Source organism: Spirosoma sp. KNUC1025, from assembly GCF_045160025.1.
In the GTDB taxonomy this organism is placed as follows: Bacteria; Bacteroidota; Bacteroidia; order Cytophagales; family Spirosomataceae; genus Spirosoma.
This window is the reverse complement of sequence record NZ_CP087139.1, coordinates 1723859-1739241: the sequence shown is the minus strand read 5'-3', so window position 1 is coordinate 1739241 and position 15383 is coordinate 1723859. Positions and strand designations below refer to the sequence as shown.

Here is a 15383-nt window from a genome sequence, read left to right as displayed (position 1 = left end):
GACAATTCGATAATTAATTATGTCTTGGCTTTTTCAAATGGCATGGCGCGACAGTCGCCGGAGTCGGCAGCGGTTACTGCTGTTTATGTCGGCTATCGTGCTCGGCATCGCAGCGCTGGTCGCCATCAATTCGTTTGGCGACAATCTGGCGCGCAGCATCGACGACCAGGCCCGCGAACTCCTGGGTGCTGACCTGACCCTTTCCTGGAATCGCCCGCCGTCCCGCCCCATGCAGCAACTGACGAAAACCATCGGTCGGGACCGGGCTTATGAAGTGTCATTTCCTTCGCTCGTTTCCATTCCGAAAACGGGCGGTGTTCGGCTGGCACAGGTAAAGGGGCTGGAAGGCAATTTTCCGTATTACGGTACGTGGGAAGTAGAACCGGCATCGGCGATTCAAACGTTTCGGCAGACAACCCAGCGCGTCGCTCTGGTCGATGATGCGCTGTTGGTTCAGCTTGGCGCACAACCCGGCGATTCGGTACGAGTGGGCAATCTGTCGTTTCTGATTGCCGGTCGGGTTACCAAAACACCGGGTCAGGCTGCTGTAGCCTCAACCGTAGCGCCCACCGTTTTTCTTCCCAATCAATTTCTTCAACGTACAGGACTGCTGCAGCGCGGAAGCCGGGTAACTTACAAATACTACTACCAGTTTGCTCCCGGCACTGATGTTGAAAAATACATAAAGCCACTGGCCGCCCGATTGGATAAAGAAGGCGTTAACTACGACACCGTTGAGGGGCGCAAAAAGCAAACAGGCCGCTCCTTCGCCGACCTAACCAAGTACATGAGTCTGGTGGCTTTTGTCGCTCTGTTGCTGGGTTGTGTGGGTGTTGCCAGTGCCGTACAGCTTTACGTGAAAGAAAAAGTGGCCTCGGTTGCTATTCTTCGGACCCTCGGCGCGAGCGGACGGCAGGCTTTTCTGATTTATCTGATCCAGACGGCTTTAATGGGGCTGATAGGAGCGACGGTTGGGGCTTTCGTTGGTTCGGCTGTCCAGCTGATCCTACCGCGTGTTTTTGGCAATTTTCTGCCGGTAACGGTCGATACGGCCTTATCGGGACCGGCTATTTTGAGTGGCATCGGAACGGGCCTGTTAATTTCGGTGCTGTTCTCGCTGCTTCCGCTGCTTACCATACGTAATGTATCACCCCTACGGGCTATTCGTTCCTCATACGAAGGCGACCTCGCCGGGCGCGACCCCTTTCGCTGGCTGGTCTATCTGCTGGTTGTTGGTTTCATCATCGGATTTGCGTACCTGCAAACCCGGAATTTCTTGCTGGCGATTGGTTTCACCGGGGGCTTAGTCGTAGCATTCGGTATCTTAACCCTGCTCGGCCTAGGATTGATCTGGCTTGTACGACGTTTTTTTCCGTCCTCCTGGAGTTACGTTTGGCGGCAAAGTCTGGCCAATCTTTATCGGCCAAATAATCAGACACTCATTCTGGTTACGTCGATTGGGCTTGGCGCTTTCCTGATCGCTACCTTATATCTGACGCAGGGTTTACTGCTGGGCAGAGTTGAATTGTCGGGAAGTGGCAAACAGCCCAACATGGTGCTGTTCGATATTCAAAACGAACAACTTTCGGGCGTGCGCTCGCTGGTGAAAAGCGCGAAACTGCCGATTCTGCAGGAAGTGCCGGTGGTGACCATGCGTTTGGCCGACATCAACGGCAAATCGACAGCAGTAAACCGAAAGGACACTACGTTCAAAACCCCGAACTGGGCGTTTACGCGTGAATACCGCGTAACGTACCGCGATTCACTGATATCGTCGGAGAAATTAACGTCCGGGAAAAGTGCGTATCAGGCCGATGGAGCTGTGTATATCACTATCGAGAAAGGATTCTACGACCGTCTCCGCGTTAAACTTGGTGACACACTCAACTTCAACGTACAGGGTGCTGCCATTCAAACCATTGTGGCCGGTACGCGGGAAGTTGACTGGAACCGGGTGCAAACCAACTTTCTGGTTGTTTTTCCGTCGGGCGTTCTGGAACAGGCACCGCAGTTTCATGTATTGATGACGAAAGTGCCGAACAACCAGACGTCGGCTCAATTGCAGCGAGAGCTGGTTAGCCGTTTTCCTAACGTATCAGCCATCGACCTGGGCCTGATTCTGAAAACAATCGACGACATTCTCGATCAGATTTCATTTGTGATCCAGTTTATGGCGCTGTTTAGTATTCTGACGGGGCTTCTGGTGCTGGCTAGTTCGGTCGTTATCAGTAAGTACCAGCGGTTGCGCGAGAGTGTTTTACTCCGAACACTCGGTGCCAGCCGGGCTCAGATTCTTCGCATTACAGCGCTGGAATATGGGCTTTTAGGGTTACTGGCATCTTTATCGGGTATTCTTCTCTCGGTATTCGGTACGTGGGCGCTGGCGCAGTTCGTTTTTGAGGTACCCTACCGTCCGAATGTTCTGCCGCTGGTGGTGGTAGCGAGCGTTGTTACAACACTGACGATTGTCATTGGCCTGTTCAACAGCCGTGAGGTATTAGTTCGCCCACCCCTCGACGTACTGCGTGCGGAGGGTTAATGCCGTTTTCCAGATCGGCTAGTACGTAGTTTTCCGTAGTGTATGGTTTTCTGAAAAGGGGAAAATACGGGGATGAAAAGCCGTAGATACGCGCTAAGAACCTGACGGATTGTGTCGGACCTTTGCGGCACCAAAACTACGCTACCTCGTACACACCATCATGGAAGAAATTTTCTGGTTCAATTCCTGGGAATTGAACCGCAACTACGCTGGCTTTCGACGACAGGATATTCATCCCTACGCCGTAAAACATCTGTCTCCTTTTTCGCTGGAAGGCAAATCGGTGTTTATGCCTCTCTGCGGAAAAAGTTTCGACCTATTGTATTTCAGTGAGTTCGCCCATCGGGTGATTGGCGTTGAGATTGAAGAAAAAACGATCCTTCAATTTTTCGATGAAAACGAACGGCTGTATAAACGGATCGGAAACCGATTTATCTCCGGAAATCTGACGCTTATCTGCTGCGACATTTTTAGCCTAAAGCCCGCCGATCTTGGCCTGATCGATATTGTTTATGATCGGGGAGCACTGGCAGAGTTCCCACCGATATTACGCATGAAGTACCGGCAGGTACTGGAGCGATTAATACCGGTAGGCGCTCTGAATTTTCTTAATACGCTCGATGATACGTTGCACAAAGCGCAAGATTCTCTTCGTAGCGTTACGCAGGATGAGGTAGCCAGCTATTATCCAAACTACGCCATCGACCATGTTGAAAAACCAGGTCTGGGGAGCCATGATGCGCATCGTAATCGCTCACATCCATTGGAGCACGCCTTTCTGATGCATAAGCTGTATGAGCTTTGCTGAATAATTCTCACATATACGCTTCATCGCGCCCAGCACGTAGCTTCACAATGTGGAGGGCGTTAAGCAGTTTCAATAACGGATAAGCTGGATCGAATTCGTGCCAGCGGAACCCGCCGAAGTTAGCCCGACCACCGTACTTATGGTGATTGTTGTGGTAGGATTCACCCATCATCAGAAAGTCGAACGGCAGCAGATTTTTAGCCGTATCGTTTACGACAAAATTAGTATAGCCGTAGCGATGTGCATACCAATTGATGATGGCACCATGAACCGGTCCCATCAGAAACTGAACCGGCAGCAGCAGAAATAGCCAGGGTGACGTAGCGAACTGGATATAGAAGAGCGTATAAGCCGTTCCCCAGGCCAGCCGCACCGGCCAGCGATCGCCCAGCCATTCCATAAACTCCCAGTTAGGCACTCCTTTTTTGAATTTGGCCGGAATAGAATCCCGGTTGTTCAGAATGTCGTTGTAATAAGTCCGCGTTTTCCACATCATATCGAACAGATTTTTGGAAAACTCCGGCGAGTGCGGATCATCCTCCGTGTCGGCGTGGGCATGGTGCAGACGGTGCATGATACCATACGCCCGCGGACTCAGAAACGAGGAACCCTGCGCAATAAACGTCAGCACGTAAAAGACTTTCTCCCAGCCTTTGCTCATTGTAAACATCTGGTGAGCGGCATACCGGTGGAGAAAGAGTGTTTGCATCAGTACCGACAGGTACCAGTGCGCAAGAAAAAAAGCGATAATAATCATAGAATAAGAAGACGCCTGACCGGGGTGATTTTGCCAGAGCCGTAGTTTTGGGCACAAAATTGAGCGCCTTCTCTGCCCACCTTCCTGATACGCATCAGGCGATCAGCTGACGTTTCTCAAGCGGCCTGAAAACGCTTCCAAATCAGCTAAACGCCTGATTAAACTCATAGGCTCCCCCTCCTGAGCTCCTCAATTTTGAGCCTGCAAACCGACAAGGCGATGAGTATTATCTTCTTCATGATCGGCATCAGCTTAACGATGGCGCTCACATTTCTGGGTGCGTTTTTCTGGTCAATGAAAACCGGGCAACAGGACGATCTCTACACACCGTCCATCCGGATACTACTCGAAGACGACGCGCCCGACACACCAGAAACTCAATTAAATGCATAGTTATACCTGTATTCGTTCATTATGAATGTTTCTCTAAAAAACCCACTCACCATTATCTCGCCGGATCGGGAGGCTATTGGCCAGCAGCCGCCGGGTAGCGGAACGGCCGTGGAACGTTTCGCTTACGACAATAAGATTGTCCGTGATTTTGCCATTGCCACAATCCTGTGGGGCGTCATCGGGATGCTCGTGGGGGTAATCGTTGCTACGCAGTTGTTTGCCCCAGCGGCCAACCTCGGCAACCAGTACACGACCTTCGGCCGCATTCGGCCGCTGCACACCAATGCCGTGATTTTTGCTTTTGTGGGCAACGCCATTTTCATGGGCGTTTATTATTCTCTCCAACGGCTTTGCAAAGCCCGGATGTTTAGTTCGCTACTAAGCAAAATTCACTTCTGGGGCTGGCAGCTTATCATTCTGTCGGCGGTGGCTACGTTGCCACTGGGCATTACCACTTCGCACGAATACGCCGAACTCGAATGGCCGATAGACATTGCCATTACGCTGATCTGGGTGGTATTTGGCATTAATATGTTCGGTACGATTATCAAACGTCGTGAGCGCCACCTGTACGTCGCCATCTGGTTCTACATCGCTACGTTCGTTACGGTTGCCGTGCTACACATTGTTAACTCGTTCGAGATGCCGGTAAGCTTTCTCAAAAGCTATTACCTCTACGCGGGTGTACAGGATGCGCTGGTGCAGTGGTGGTACGGTCACAATGCGGTGGCTTTCTTCCTGACGACACCTTACCTGGGCATGATGTATTACTTTCTGCCTAAAATGGCAAACCGGCCTGTTTACTCCTATCGACTGTCAATCCTGCACTTCTGGGCGTTGATTTTTATTTATATCTGGGCAGGACCGCACCATTTGCTGTATTCGTCATTACCCGATTGGGCACAGTCGCTGGGTGTCGTGTTTTCCATCATGCTGATTGCTCCGTCGTGGGGTGGTATGATCAACGGCCTACTGACATTACGGGGTGCCTGGGACAAAGTTCGCGAAGACACAATTCTCAAATTTATGGTTGTCGGTCTGACAGCCTACGGGATGGCTACGTTTGAAGGGCCGATGCTGTCGCTCAAGAACGTAAACGCAATCGCCCACTTTACCGACTGGATTGTTGCACACGTACACGTTGGGGCGCTGGGATGGAACGGCTTCCTGACCTTCGCGATGCTGTACTGGCTCATTCCGCGCATGTACCGCACCCCACTCTATTCAAAGAAACTGCTGAATTTCCATTTCTGGATCGGCACGCTGGGTATTCTGTTCTATGCCATTCCGATGTACATATCGGGCTTTACGCAGGGGATGATGTGGAAGGAGTTTACGAATGAAAGTGTACTCAAATACCCGACCTTCCTCGAAACGACGCTGCAAATTCTGCCGATGCACATGATGCGGGCGCTGGGCGGTACGCTGTATTTGCTGGGTGCTATTCTGATGGCTTACAACCTCTTCAAAACAATGGCCGCCGGTAAACTGGTGATCAATGAAGAGGCCGAAGCGCCAGCCCTGGCGAAAGCCTATCAGCCAACCGGGTCCGATACGTTCTGGCACCGCTGGCTGGAGCGCAAACCGTTCCCCCTGCTGGTTGGATCGCTGGTTGTAATTCTGATTGGCTCGATGATCGAACTGATTCCAACCTTCATGGTGAAATCGAACGTACCGTCAATTCCGTCTGTGCAGCCTTATACGGCGCTCGAAGTTCAGGGACGCGACCTGTATATCCGGGAGGGCTGCGTGAATTGCCACAGTCAGATGGTACGTCCGTTCCGCTCCGAAACCGAACGCTACGGTGAGTATTCCAAAGCTGGGGAATTTGTGTACGACCACCCCTTTCTGTGGGGAAGCAAACGTACCGGGCCAGATCTGCACCGTGAAGGGGTAAATACCCCGACTCCTGGCACTATCACCACATGAACGATCCAACGTCTATGTCGCCGGGCTCGATTATGCCAGCCTATCCGTGGTTGATTACACAGGAACTAGACATCTCGAATACATCTGCCAAGCTGGGGGCGCTGCAAAAAGTGGGGGTTCCTTACGCTGACCTGACGGTTGCTTACGCCAATGATGATCTGAAACGGCAAGCCAGCGCCGTAAGTGCTCAGCTCGCAAAAGAAGGGATCAATGTCAAGCCCGACCGCGAAATCGTAGCGCTTATTGCCTATCTCCAGCGGCTGGGAACGGATATTAAGAAAATGGAAACGATAAATAAATGATGAATTATGAATGATGAATAGCTGCTGTTGTGCTTCATCATTCATCATCCTTCCTGAAAGCTATGTTTAAACAATTCATCTCAAGAATCCCGGGGGCAGACGTCTACATGGTTGGCTCGTTCCTGACGTTTTTCGCCTTTTTCATACTGGTTGGCCTGTATCTGGTTTTTGCCGACAAGCGCCACCTCCGCCAGATGAGCAACTTGCCGCTGGACGAATCCACCGACGATTAATCGACACACACAATGAACCCTCTCTTAAATTTTTTCGTCGATCCGGCTGAAAAGTCGATCTGGAACCTCACATCGGGCGAAGATCTGCTGTGGATGGTCGCGATTATGTTCGTGGCCGTCGCTGTTGGCCTATTATTGGCCATAACGCTGTATCTGGCTTATATTCTGCGTAAAATACTAGCACCAGAATCGGAGGCCAAAACACAGCCAGTTGATACTCGTTCGACCTGGCAACGGTGGGCTGGGTTACACGCCCTTAGTCAGGAAAAAGACCTGATGCTCGAGCATGCCTACGATGGCATTGCCGAACTCGACAACCCAACCCCACCCTGGTTCATGGGTCTGTTTTACAGCACAATCGGCTTTGCAGTAATTTATCTGCTGATCTTCCATGTCATTGGCAATGGCAATACCATGGAGCAGGAATATAAACAGGAAGTAGCCATCGCTGAAAAACAACGCGAAGCCTACGTGAAGCTTGTAGCGGGCAAAATCAACGAAAATACCGTTACGTTACTTACTGACAAAAAAGGCGTTGAATCGGGAAAAGTGCTTTTCAATCAATATTGCACAGCCTGCCACGGCCAGAAAGCAGAGGGTGTCGTAGGCCCCAACCTGACAGACGAGTACTGGCTGCATGGTGGGCATGTCAAGGATGTGTTTCACACCATTACGGAAGGCATTCCTGAAAAGGGTATGATTTCGTGGAAGAAACAGCTAAATCCGCTTCAGATTCAGCAGGTATCCAGCTACGTACTATCGCTGCAGGGCACCAAACCTGCTGGCGGAAAAGAGCCTCAGGGCGAGAAAGTAACGCCAGCAGTAGCAGCAACTCCCAAAGTGGCCATGCAGTGATCTAACGTCATTGGTCATTGGGTACTCGTCACTGGTTTAGCCACTCAGGAAGCTGAGCGTTATACCGACAACTACCGAATGACCAATTCCAACAACAAGCTAATGACTCCTCAACTCAACGCTCCACCTCAACCCGTTACGTATACCACTGACAACAAACGAAAGTGGCTTTATCCACGCGTGGTAAAAGGGCGCTACTATCGCTGGCGCACGGTGGTAGCCTGGGTTTTGCTTACCGCTTTGTTTGCCGGACCGTTTCTGACGCACAACGGCCAGCCACTTTTTCTTTTCAACGTTCTCGAACGGAAGTTTAACTTTTTCGGCGTTACGTTCTGGCCGCAGGATTTTTATCTGGTTGCCATCGGGCTGCTGGTATTCATTGTCTTCATTGCCCTGTTTACGGTTGTCTATGGGCGTGTCTTCTGTGGCTGGGCTTGCCCCCAGACAATTTTCATGGAAATGGTTTTCCGGAGAATTGAGATCTGGATTGAAGGCGATCAGAACGCCCGCAAACGACTCGACGCAGCCCCCTGGACAACCGAGAAAATCCTGAAGAAGACGGCGAAACACAGCATTTTCTTTCTGATTTCGTTTGCTATCAGTAATACGTTTCTGGCTTATCTGGTCGGGAAAGATGCCTTGCTGACGATCATGACGGATAACCCCATCAATCACCTTGGCGGGTTGGCATCTATTCTGATTTTCACGGGGGTTTTCTACGCCGTGTTCGCTTACGTGCGCGAAATTGTTTGTACGACGATCTGCCCGTATGGCCGTCTGCAAAGTGTATTGCTGGATAAGCAATCGATGGTTGTTACCTATGATGATGTCCGTGGGGAACCACGGGAAAGAAGGAGCGAGGGGAAAGAGGCAGAGAACCGAAAGCGCGGAGCGGGGCGCATGGCGCTAACTTTTCTGTTCCCTTTCCTCTGCCCCTTGCTTCTGGCTCTACACCCAAAGGCGATTGCATCGACTGTAAACTGTGTGTGCAGGTCTGCCCAACGGGAATCGACATACGTAACGGCATTCAGATGGAATGTGTGAGCTGTACCCTTTGCATGGATGCCTGCGATGACGTAATGGATAAAATCAGTCGGCCGCGCGGGCTTATCCGTTACGATTCGCTGGATGGGGTTCAAAACAGCCGTCCCTGGCGCATAACGCCCCGGATGATTGGGTATAGCCTTGTTTTGGTGTTGCTTATGGGCGTCTGGGCGTTTCTGCTGACGAGCCGTAATGACCTTGATACAACGCTACTTCGGGCACCGGGTCAACTGTTTCAGCGAGAAGCGGCTAAAGGCAACCGTGAGGCTCTGGTATCGAACCTGTATCTGGTCGAACTGGTCAACAAAACGCATCAGAGCAAGCCCGTTACGTTCCGGGTCGATTACCCGGGTGCTCAGTTGCGAATGGTGCAGCCTATCGCAAACGTACCTGCCGACGAATTAACGAAAGGCATGTTCTTTATTCTGCTTCCCGAGAAATCAATCCGCGAAAGCAGTACGAAACTTACTGTCGAAATAATTTCCGAAGGGGTTGTCCTCGATAAAGTCAAAACAACCTTTCTGGGACCGGTACAAGGATCGAATGATTGAATTGTTGAATGATTGAATAGTTAAACTCTGGAGCAATTCAATCATTCAACAATTCAACAATTCAATCATTCAACAATTCAAAATTTTATGAACTGGGGAAAATCAATTGTTCTTGTGTTTGTTGTGTTTGCCGGATTCATCGGTACGTTGGTGTACCGGATGACTCGTCAGCGCGTCGATTTGGTAAGTGAAAATTATTACCAGAACGAGCTTGAATTTCAGCAACACATCAACCGGGTTAGCAACGCCCGGCATAATTCGTCGGCAACTATAACGTATCAGGCCAACCAGCAGCAGGTTGTGTTTGCGCTACCGAATTCGCTTCAGAAAGGTGAAATCATCTTTTACCGCCCTGGCGACCGTCAGCAGGATTTCCGGGTTTCGATTCCGGCCGAACATCCTGCCCAACAGGTTGTTTCAACCAGTTCCTTAGCCAAAGGCAACTGGCGCGTGCAGTTTACCTGGTCGGATGGGCAGCGGGAGTATTACAAAGAGGAACAAATTTTTCTATAAACCATGTCGCCCTGGCTTGCTACCGCTTTCCTGACCGGCCTGATTAGCAGTCTGCATTGCGTAGGTATGTGTGGTCCGTTGGTGGCAGCCTTACCTGTTGGGCGGTTACCCTATAATCAGCGTTGGCAAGCCGTTGGTTTGTACCATGCCGGACGTATTGCAACCTATAGTTGTTTGGGTGCGCTGGCGGGTACCATGAGTTTTGGCCTGCATCTAATTGGCTGGCAACGGCCCTTAGCAGTTATCAGCGGGGTCATTCTACTGGCAAGTTTTGTCTGGCGAAAAGCGCTGCCTGCCCGTATGCGCTGGCCCTGGCTCAACAATCAGGTAACCAAGCTCTTTCGGGAAACGCTGCAACAACCGGGATGGATTGGTTTTGCCGGATTGGGCGTATTGAATGGCCTGCTTCCATGCGGTTTTACATACCTGGCACTAGCCGGAACATTAGCCACCAACACCCCACTGGCTGGCGCTTCGTATATGTTGCTTTTCGGATTGGGTACACTTCCTGCCTTACTTAGTGTCAATCTGGCAATCAGTTGGTTAGGCGTTTTGGGGTACCAACGATTAGGCCGGGTACTTTCTATCGCTACGGTCGTTGTAGCTGTATTGCTGATTGGCCGCGGCTTAGCGAACTATTCCCTACCCATTTCACCAGCCGATGTGATTCCCCTCTGTCATGGGTTCATTACGGGTAAATGAGTAGCCGTTGAACTATCTTCCTGACTAGTAAAACCTGGTCGAGATTCTATGAATTAGAGGTTGAATGTGTATATTGACTCCATTAAAAAGGCGTTAATACAACCATCTTCCTCTATACCAGTGATTATCTATCAGGCAAAAGATTGGGCGGGAGCCCTCAGGCATTTTCATACCAGTTTCAGTATACGGGTACTTCTACGGCGCGTCGCGTTTGTGAGCCTTTACGGAATCCTGCTCACACTCATTGATCAGCATCTGATCGTCGTCAACCTCCCATTCGACGGTACGCTGTTCTCTCTCTTGGGTATTACGCTCAGTTTATTGCTGGTATTTCGTACCAATACGGCCTATGACCGATTCTGGGAAGGACGTCGGCAATGGGGTTCGCTGGTCAATTACAGCCGAAATCTGGCTGTTTTACTCGATTCGCTTTTACCCGATGAGGCTAAAGCAAACCGAACTTATTTCGCCAGCACACTAGCTAATTTCGCGCTGGCACTTAAAGGTCATTTACGTAACGGGGTCGATATGGCTGAACTCGAAGACACAGGCGATGGAGAACTTCAAACGCTGTCACAATACGGTCATATTCCCAGCCGGATTGCGGCTTTGTTATTGCGTCGAATCCAGACGTTACGTCAGGATAATATTGTCAACGATGCGGATCTGATTACAATCCGGCTTTATCATCAGGCATTGCTCGATATTACGGGTTCCTGTGAACGTATCAAAAAGACCCCAATTCCATTTTCGTATAGTTTCTTCATCAAGCTATTCATTACGGTTTATGTGCTGTTAATCCCGTTTGTGCTGGTCGAAACATACGGCTATTTCGCCATACCCGCCACTACGCTGGCCGCGTATGCACTGATCGGTATTGAGATGATCGGCGACGAAATTGAAGAACCTTTCGGACTGGATTGCAACGACCTACCCCTCAACCAGATAGCACAAACCATTGGCCGGAATATGCATGAGATTCTGGGCGTACCCTCTTCATCCGTCGTGGCACCAAAACAGGAAGTCGACTATATAAAGGTGAACTAGCCTGGGGCATAGGGATAAGAGATTCATGCTCTCTATCCTGTCCGGTTGGGGACGAATGCTGTCCGCTTATGGACATTCTCACTACCTGAATCCATCTTAAACAGGACATTACGTTCGTTTAAGATGGATTTTCATTTTTGGCAGTGGATTTGTACGATAAAATAGAGACTAATGCTTTTGGGTTATGCGTCGAACGTATTTAGGAGAATTCGAGGAGATCGTTTTGCTCATGGTAGCCATTCTGGACGGCCAGGCTTACGGGGTTACGGTATCGCAGGAAATTGAGCAGCATACCGGGCGACTGGTCACCTTTGGGACGGTCCATAACACGCTCATCCGGCTCGAAGAAAAGGGCTTTGTTACATCAGATCTGGGTGGAGCCACCGCCGAACGGGGCGGCCGCCGAAAACGGTTATTCTCCGTAACAGCACTCGGGAGCCGGGCCTTGCAGGACATTCAGCAGGTACGTAGTCAGCTTTGGCAATTGATGCCGCCAAACGAGCTAAAAGTTAGTGGCCTATGAATTCCGTTAAACCCAACAACTCAAACCGTGCGAATAAACAGCCCCCTCGCTGGGCTGAGCGCCTGCTGGCCTGGTTGCATCCGGCTGAAACACTCGAAGAAGTACAGGGCGATCTGGATGAACTGTATGCGTACTGGTACCAGCGAGCCGGTGAACCACAGGCCAGTCTCCGTTACGTTCTGAATGTACTGTCTGTATTGCCCCCGTTTGTGCTACGTCGGCGTACGCAAAAAGCTCAATACCCAAAACCCTCATCATTCCATCCGTCTATGCTACGTAATTATCTAAAAATCGCTTTCCGTACCCTTTGGCGCAGTAAGGGGTATGCGGCTGTCAATGTGGTTGGCCTTTCGGTAGCGTTCTGCGTCTGTACGTTTCTGTTTGAGATGATCTACCGTCAGCTTACGTTCGATTCCTTCCATCAGGATGGCGACCGTATTTTTCAGATCTATCTGTTTAAAAACGAACCGGCTAAAGCTGAACGATCCGGGGGAATGCCTATGCCACTTACGCCCACGTTAAAGACGGCCTACCCAGAAATACAGGCGGCTACGAGAATTTTACCAGAAGGCAGCCTGATCGAGTACAAAGGCAAGTATCTGGATAAATCCGTTAATTTCGTGGATGCCGATTTTCTGAATGTTTTTTCGTTTCAGATGCTCAAAGGAAACCGGAATCTGGCACTTCGGGACTTTAGCAGTTTGGTGATCAGCGAGAAAACGGCTGAAGCCATTTTTGGAAACGAAGACCCCATTGGCAAGGCGGTATTACTCGGAAACAAGGGTAATCAAAAACAATACATCGTTTCGGGTGTACTTGCCGACGCGCCGGATAATTCATCGATCCGGTACGACATGGTAGCCCGAATTGAAAATACCTCGACATATCAGAACGCTAAAGATCAGTGGGATGCGTTCTCACACAAGGCTTATGTGAAAGTAGCGCCCAACGTCGATCAGGCATCGCTTGAAAACCGGCTGAAGCCGTTCGCCCAAACGTATTTTTCGGACGATCTGGAGAAACTGAAGAAGAAGGGCGCTAAGCCCGATGAGCGCGGAGATTTAGTAGCAGTACGTTTACAGAAACTCGCCAATGTTCATTTCGACCGGGAGATAACCAGCTCAGGCGCACCTATTGCCGTTGTCTACGCGCTGCTGGGAATTGCTTTTTTTATTCTGGCCATTGCCTGCATCAACTTCATCAACCTGAGCATTGCCCGCTCGTTTACCCGCGCCCGCGAAGTGGGTGTCCGCAAGTCGCTTGGCGCGCTGAAAAAGCAGTTGTTTGTGCAGATCTGGAGTGAATCGGCGCTGATCTGTCTGGTTGGATTTCTGGTGGGTTCGTTGATGGCTTTTCTGCTGGTTCCGGCGTTTAACGCGCAGTTTAACGCAAAAATCAACCTGAATTCCCTGCTTCGTCCGGGTGTTATTGGCGGCATCATCGGGATGTTTCTGCTCGTTACGTTGGTAGCGGGCGGTTATCCTTCCTGGCAAATGGCTAAGTTCAACGCAGTAGAGGTACTGAAAGGCAAAATCACCATGAAACGGCCAGGGTTTTTGCGTAACTCGTTAATTGTTACGCAGTTTACTATTTCCTGCCTGTTAACCTGCTGCACCATTTTTGCCATTCAGCAAGTTGGTTACCTACGCAGCAGACCGCTGGGTTTCGAGAAAGAGCAAGTCATTAGCATTCCGGTTGGCAATAAATACAGCGGTCGGCAGTTGCTGCAACGCCTGCGCAATAAGCTGACGAGTGATCCCACTGTATTAGCCATTTCGGGAAGCAACGTTAATCTGGGACGTGGGAAAGATGGCAGTACGTCAAGATCCATGCTTGGGTTTACATATAAAGAAAAAGAAATCTCGACCGACTGGCTGCTGGTCGATTATGATTACCTGAAAACCCTGAATATCAAACTCCTGGCTGGCCGCGAATTCAACCCCGCTTATCCCGCCGACTCACTGGATCGGGTAGTTATTACAGAAAGTATGGCCAAACAGATTGGTGAAAAGAACCCCGTCGGTAAATTTTTCCAGACCGATACAGCAGGTACAAAATATCAAATCATCGGTTTGGTTCCGGATTATCATCTGTATTCGTTGCAGCAGGAGAAAAAGCCGATTACCATGCACCTGTCGAATTCCGAGGCCATCGACTACATCTTTGTTCGGGTTACGCCACAAAGCCTGAATACGTCGATGGAAAAACTGAAGGGCATTTGGAGTGAAATAGCGCCAGGAGCCGAGTTTACGGGTTCGTTTCTGGACGAAAACATCGATGCCTGGTACCGCAATGAGGACTCGATGGCACAGGTTTTCAGCTTTGCATCTGGCATAGCCATTCTGCTATCCTGCCTGGGTCTGTTTGCCGTAGCACTGATGGCCATCGAACAACGTACCAAAGAAATCGGTGTGCGTAAAGTATTGGGAGCCAGCATTCCGGGTATTGTTCTTCTGCTCTCGCGCGACTTTGTTAAGCTGGTACTCATCGCTCTGGCGATTGCTACGCCATTAACCTGGTTTCTGATGAGCCAATGGCTGGCGGAATATCCGTATCGGATTGACATAAGCATCTGGGTTTTCGCGCTGGTCGGTGTGGCTGCCATTCTGATTGCGGTAGCTACCGTAAGTTTCCACAGCATCAAAGCGGCTCTGGTCAATCCCGTAAAATCATTACGTAGTGAGTAGCGGGGTGCAGGGATTACGTAGTGGCAGTTCGTTCCTACAACTCATACAAAAACAAAAAAGCTATGAAACATCTATTAATCCTCATCTTACTCAGCATCAGTACGTTTACAATGGCTCAGTCGTCCTCCCGATTGAAAACACGAATTGTCGACAATAGCCAAACGCTTTCCATTCAAATTGATGGCAACAGAAACGGGCGGTCCATTCATTACAAACAAACGTTTGACGTAGAAGGCATGACCACCTTGCAAAAAGACATACTGAAATACCGTGCCTTTACTTCCCAGAACGTAATGCCACCTCTACACGATATGGCCGTATCGATTGCCACGATCTTAGTTGCGATATCGCTGGTTGTCACATTTCTGATTGTTGGTTATCAATCCAGGAAGACCACATTAAATAAATTAGCATCGAATTAACTCTGATCCCCTAAAGCGCTTAGCTTATAGGAGATTGGTATAACTTAAATTGCCCTGTGCAGAAAATTCACTCGCACG

At 50.0% G+C, this 15383-nt stretch carries 14 protein-coding genes and 1 pseudogene; 14 read left to right on the top strand and 1 reads right to left on the bottom strand.

Going from position 1 to position 15383, the window contains the following annotated elements; all coding sequences use genetic code 11:
• The first annotated feature begins 37 nt into the window (after positions 1–37).
• Entirely contained in the window at positions 38–2539 is a 2502-nt protein-coding gene (locus LN737_RS07615; RefSeq protein WP_405520338.1) for an ABC transporter permease, read from the top strand.
• A 160-nt stretch (positions 2540–2699) separates the two neighbouring features.
• The gene (locus LN737_RS07610) at positions 2700–3347 is read left to right on the top strand and encodes a thiopurine S-methyltransferase (protein WP_405517629.1); all 648 of its coding nucleotides are present in this window, start codon (positions 2700–2702) and stop codon (positions 3345–3347) included.
• Positions 3348–3354: 7 nt separating this feature from the next.
• On the opposite strand, the gene LN737_RS07605 is transcribed toward LN737_RS07610, so the two are convergent.
• Positions 3355–4104 (bottom strand): acyl-CoA desaturase, encoded by a 750-nt coding sequence (locus tag LN737_RS07605; protein ID WP_405517628.1) that lies wholly within the window; start codon positions 4102–4104, stop codon positions 3355–3357.
• Positions 4105–4323: 219 nt separating this feature from the next.
• Between LN737_RS07605 and ccoS the strand changes: the two genes are divergently transcribed.
• The 12 genes and pseudogenes from ccoS (at position 4324) to LN737_RS07545 (ending at position 15305) form a co-directional block, all read left to right on the top strand.
• A complete protein-coding gene (gene ccoS / locus LN737_RS07600; protein ID WP_405517626.1) occupies positions 4324–4497 on the top strand; it encodes a cbb3-type cytochrome oxidase assembly protein CcoS in 174 nt (57 codons plus the stop codon).
• A gap of 21 nt (positions 4498–4518) precedes the next feature.
• Positions 4519–6728: pseudogene (ccoN, locus tag LN737_RS07595) on the top strand (cytochrome-c oxidase, cbb3-type subunit I).
• A gap of 62 nt (positions 6729–6790) precedes the next feature.
• Entirely contained in the window at positions 6791–6961 is a 171-nt protein-coding gene (locus LN737_RS07590) for a hypothetical protein (RefSeq protein WP_405517624.1), read from the top strand.
• Between the two features lie 12 nt (positions 6962–6973).
• Positions 6974–7816: a cbb3-type cytochrome c oxidase N-terminal domain-containing protein gene (locus tag LN737_RS07585; RefSeq protein WP_405517623.1), complete on the top strand. Its 843-nt coding sequence runs from the start codon at positions 6974–6976 to the stop codon at positions 7814–7816.
• A gap of 78 nt (positions 7817–7894) precedes the next feature.
• Positions 7895–8860: a 4Fe-4S binding protein gene (locus LN737_RS07580; RefSeq protein WP_405517621.1), complete on the top strand. Its 966-nt coding sequence runs from the start codon at positions 7895–7897 to the stop codon at positions 8858–8860.
• Complete coding sequence (locus LN737_RS07575) at positions 8803–9411, top strand: 4Fe-4S dicluster domain-containing protein (RefSeq protein WP_405517620.1); 609 nt, start codon at positions 8803–8805, stop codon at positions 9409–9411. Before LN737_RS07580 ends, LN737_RS07575 begins: the two co-directional genes overlap by 58 nt.
• Positions 9412–9498: 87 nt before the next feature.
• A complete protein-coding gene (locus LN737_RS07570) occupies positions 9499–9924 on the top strand; it encodes a FixH family protein (protein ID WP_405517618.1) in 426 nt (141 codons plus the stop codon).
• 3 nt (positions 9925–9927) lie between these two features.
• The gene (locus LN737_RS07565) at positions 9928–10626 is read left to right on the top strand and encodes a sulfite exporter TauE/SafE family protein (RefSeq protein WP_405517617.1); all 699 of its coding nucleotides are present in this window, start codon (positions 9928–9930) and stop codon (positions 10624–10626) included.
• 120 nt (positions 10627–10746) lie between these two features.
• Entirely contained in the window at positions 10747–11673 is a 927-nt protein-coding gene (locus LN737_RS07560) for a bestrophin family protein (RefSeq protein WP_405517615.1), read from the top strand.
• Between the two features lie 184 nt (positions 11674–11857).
• Positions 11858–12196: a PadR family transcriptional regulator gene (locus LN737_RS07555; RefSeq protein WP_405517613.1), complete on the top strand. Its 339-nt coding sequence runs from the start codon at positions 11858–11860 to the stop codon at positions 12194–12196.
• The gene (locus LN737_RS07550; RefSeq protein WP_405517611.1) at positions 12193–14883 is read left to right on the top strand and encodes an ABC transporter permease; all 2691 of its coding nucleotides are present in this window, start codon (positions 12193–12195) and stop codon (positions 14881–14883) included. The genes LN737_RS07555 and LN737_RS07550 overlap by 4 nt, the downstream gene beginning before the upstream one ends.
• Before the next feature lie 62 nt (positions 14884–14945).
• The gene (locus LN737_RS07545; protein ID WP_405517609.1) at positions 14946–15305 is read left to right on the top strand and encodes a hypothetical protein; all 360 of its coding nucleotides are present in this window, start codon (positions 14946–14948) and stop codon (positions 15303–15305) included.
• Positions 15306–15383: the final 78 nt, after the last annotated feature.

What these genes read in the sequence shown, in the direction of transcription:
- LN737_RS07615 (WP_405520338.1), top strand. Translation starts at nt 38, where the DNA reads ATGGCATGGCGCGACAGTCGCCGGAGTCGGCAGCGGTTACTGCTGTTT.
- LN737_RS07610 (WP_405517629.1), top strand. Translation starts at nt 2,700, where the DNA reads ATGGAAGAAATTTTCTGGTTCAATTCCTGGGAATTGAACCGCAACTAC.
- LN737_RS07605 (WP_405517628.1), bottom strand. Translation starts at nt 4,104, where the DNA reads ATGATTATTATCGCTTTTTTTCTTGCGCACTGGTACCTGTCGGTACTG.
- ccoS (WP_405517626.1), top strand. Translation starts at nt 4,324, where the DNA reads ATGAGTATTATCTTCTTCATGATCGGCATCAGCTTAACGATGGCGCTC.
- LN737_RS07590 (WP_405517624.1), top strand. Translation starts at nt 6,791, where the DNA reads ATGTTTAAACAATTCATCTCAAGAATCCCGGGGGCAGACGTCTACATG.
- LN737_RS07585 (WP_405517623.1), top strand. Translation starts at nt 6,974, where the DNA reads ATGAACCCTCTCTTAAATTTTTTCGTCGATCCGGCTGAAAAGTCGATC.
- LN737_RS07580 (WP_405517621.1), top strand. Translation starts at nt 7,895, where the DNA reads ATGACCAATTCCAACAACAAGCTAATGACTCCTCAACTCAACGCTCCA.
- LN737_RS07570 (WP_405517618.1), top strand. Translation starts at nt 9,499, where the DNA reads ATGAACTGGGGAAAATCAATTGTTCTTGTGTTTGTTGTGTTTGCCGGA.
- LN737_RS07565 (WP_405517617.1), top strand. Translation starts at nt 9,928, where the DNA reads ATGTCGCCCTGGCTTGCTACCGCTTTCCTGACCGGCCTGATTAGCAGT.
- LN737_RS07555 (WP_405517613.1), top strand. Translation starts at nt 11,858, where the DNA reads ATGCGTCGAACGTATTTAGGAGAATTCGAGGAGATCGTTTTGCTCATG.
- LN737_RS07550 (WP_405517611.1), top strand. Translation starts at nt 12,193, where the DNA reads ATGAATTCCGTTAAACCCAACAACTCAAACCGTGCGAATAAACAGCCC.
- LN737_RS07545 (WP_405517609.1), top strand. Translation starts at nt 14,946, where the DNA reads ATGAAACATCTATTAATCCTCATCTTACTCAGCATCAGTACGTTTACA.